This window comes from Dietzia sp. HMSC21D01, from assembly GCF_001815995.1.
GTDB classification, from domain to species: Bacteria; Actinomycetota; Actinomycetes; order Mycobacteriales; family Mycobacteriaceae; genus Dietzia; species Dietzia cinnamea.
The window spans coordinates 1-1,965 of sequence record NZ_KV823700.1; the positions used below are offsets into that span (position 1 = coordinate 1).

Genomic DNA, 1,965 nt, shown 5'->3' on the forward strand with positions numbered 1-1,965 from the left:
GACCACCTCGCGCCCCGGCCGCCGCTGTCGCGGCCGAGCCGGGGCATCGGGCAGGCCTACCCGGAGGACGCTTCGGTGCCGCCGCTCGCCGCGGGTGCGTACAGCGGCGAGGCGGCCATCAAGCCGCTCGGCTCGGAGGACGACGAGGACGAGATCCGCGACGAGGTCGAGCGGTTCGACGCCGCCCGCATCGACGGCGGGTCGGACCTCGAGCGGGCGCCGTCCGGCCGCCACGGGGCGGACTCCGCGGAGAGCGCGGAGGAGGAGACCGGCCGGCTGTCGGTCGCGGAACTCGCCGCGAAGGTGGGCGCCACGCCGTCGGCTGGGAGACGCCGCCGGCGCCGCTCGGATGACGACGAGCAGCCCGCGCACGACGATGGTGACGAGGCCGACGGCCGCGAGCGACCGGGCGTCGACCCCGACGTCGAGCAGACCGCCCGACTCCACCTCCCGCCGGACATCAGGGACTGACGCCGGCCACGGATTCCGGCGCGGCGGGCGAGCGGACGACCGGACGTCCCGGACAAACCGGTCGTGACGTGGTGCAATCCGCGGCCGACTAGAGTCGGGACCACCACCGGCGGCGGCCTGGCCCGCCCGCCGGCCCATCGTGTCCACGCCCCCTGCCCCGCAAGGAGTCCCATGACCGAGCCCGCCCCCGTCGACGCCCAGTCCCGCGCGCGCCTGTCCGAGCTGGTCGCGGAGCTGGCCGTTGTCCACGGCCGCGTCACCCTGTCCTCGGGCCGCGAGGCCGACTACTACGTGGATCTGCGCCGCGCGACGCTGCACCACGAGGCGTCGCCGCTGATCGGCCGCCTGCTGCGCGAGCTCACCGCGGACTGGGACTTCGACGCCGTCGGCGGGCTCACCCTCGGCGCGGATCCGGTGGCCACGGCGATCATGCACGCGCCCGGCCGCCCGGTCGACGCGTTCGTCGTGCGCAAGGAGGCCAAGAAGCACGGCATGCAGCGCCGCATCGAGGGCCCCGACATCGTGGGCCGCCGCGTGCTGGTGGTGGAGGACACCACGACCACCGGCAACTCGCCGCTGACCGCCGTCGCCGCCCTGCGCGAGGCGGGCGCGGAGGTCGTGGGCGTGGCCACCGTCGTGGACCGCGCGACCGGCGCCGACGACGTGATCCGCGCGGAGGGCGTGGAGTACCGGGCGTTGCTCGGCCTGACCGACCTGGGATTGGAGTGACCTGAGGTGACGAACAAGACGACGACGACCACGACGACGACGAGGTCCGCCCTCGACCGCGTGCGGCAGGCGCTGACGGAGCGCGTGGGCGTGCTCACGGACACCTCTCGCCCGGAGGGGCCGGCGTTCCTCGCGGCGGCCGCGGGGACGGAGATCGCCAAGGCCACCGGCATCGGCGCGCTGGAGAAGCTGTGCAAGCCGCTCATCGTGCCGGCGGCGCTGGCGATCGCGCTGCGGGACGGCCGGCCCCTCTCGGCGGTCGACACCGCGCTGCTGTCGGCCACCGGGGCGGCGTACACGACGGGCGACGTCATCCTCATGCTCGGCGACGGGCACGCCAGCCGGGAGGTGGGCCGGCTGGCCGCGGGGGCGGCGGCGTTCGTGACCGGCCACCTCGCGCTGGGCGCGCTCATGCTGCGCTCGGGCCTGCGGTTCAAGCCTGTGCAGTCGGCCGTGCACGGCGTGGTCGCCGGGGCGGCCGCCGCGGTGCTCCTCGCGGAGGGCCGCGAGAACGCGCCGCTGGCCGCGTACGGCGGTCTGCTCGCGACGCTGTCGGCGCTGGCGACCTCGGTGGACCGCTCGCACGGACCGGCCGCGTCGGTGCTGGCGGTGGCCGGGCCGGTGTTCCTGCTCAGCGACTCGCTCATCCTCGCGCGCCGCAAGGTCAAGGGCGGCACGGTGCCGGCCTGCGCCCTGGACGTCGGCGTGATCGACACCTACGCCACCGCCGCGTTGCTGCTGCTCACCGGCGCCGCCGCCGCGGCC

The 1,965-nt window shown here is 76.1% G+C and carries 2 protein-coding genes and 1 pseudogene; all 3 read left to right on the top strand.

Going from position 1 to position 1,965, the window contains the following annotated elements; all coding sequences use genetic code 11:
• Positions 1–471, top strand: a pseudogene (locus tag HMPREF3086_RS02270) (hypothetical protein); the annotation flags it as partial.
• A 171-nt stretch (positions 472–642) separates the two neighbouring features.
• Positions 643–1,200, top strand: coding sequence for an orotate phosphoribosyltransferase (pyrE, locus tag HMPREF3086_RS02275; RefSeq protein ID WP_007629136.1), 558 nt, complete (start codon positions 643–645; stop codon positions 1,198–1,200).
• 6 nt (positions 1,201–1,206) lie between these two features.
• The coding region (locus HMPREF3086_RS02280; RefSeq protein WP_246830861.1) for a lysoplasmalogenase family protein at positions 1,207–1,965 on the top strand (759 nt) is incomplete at its 3' end.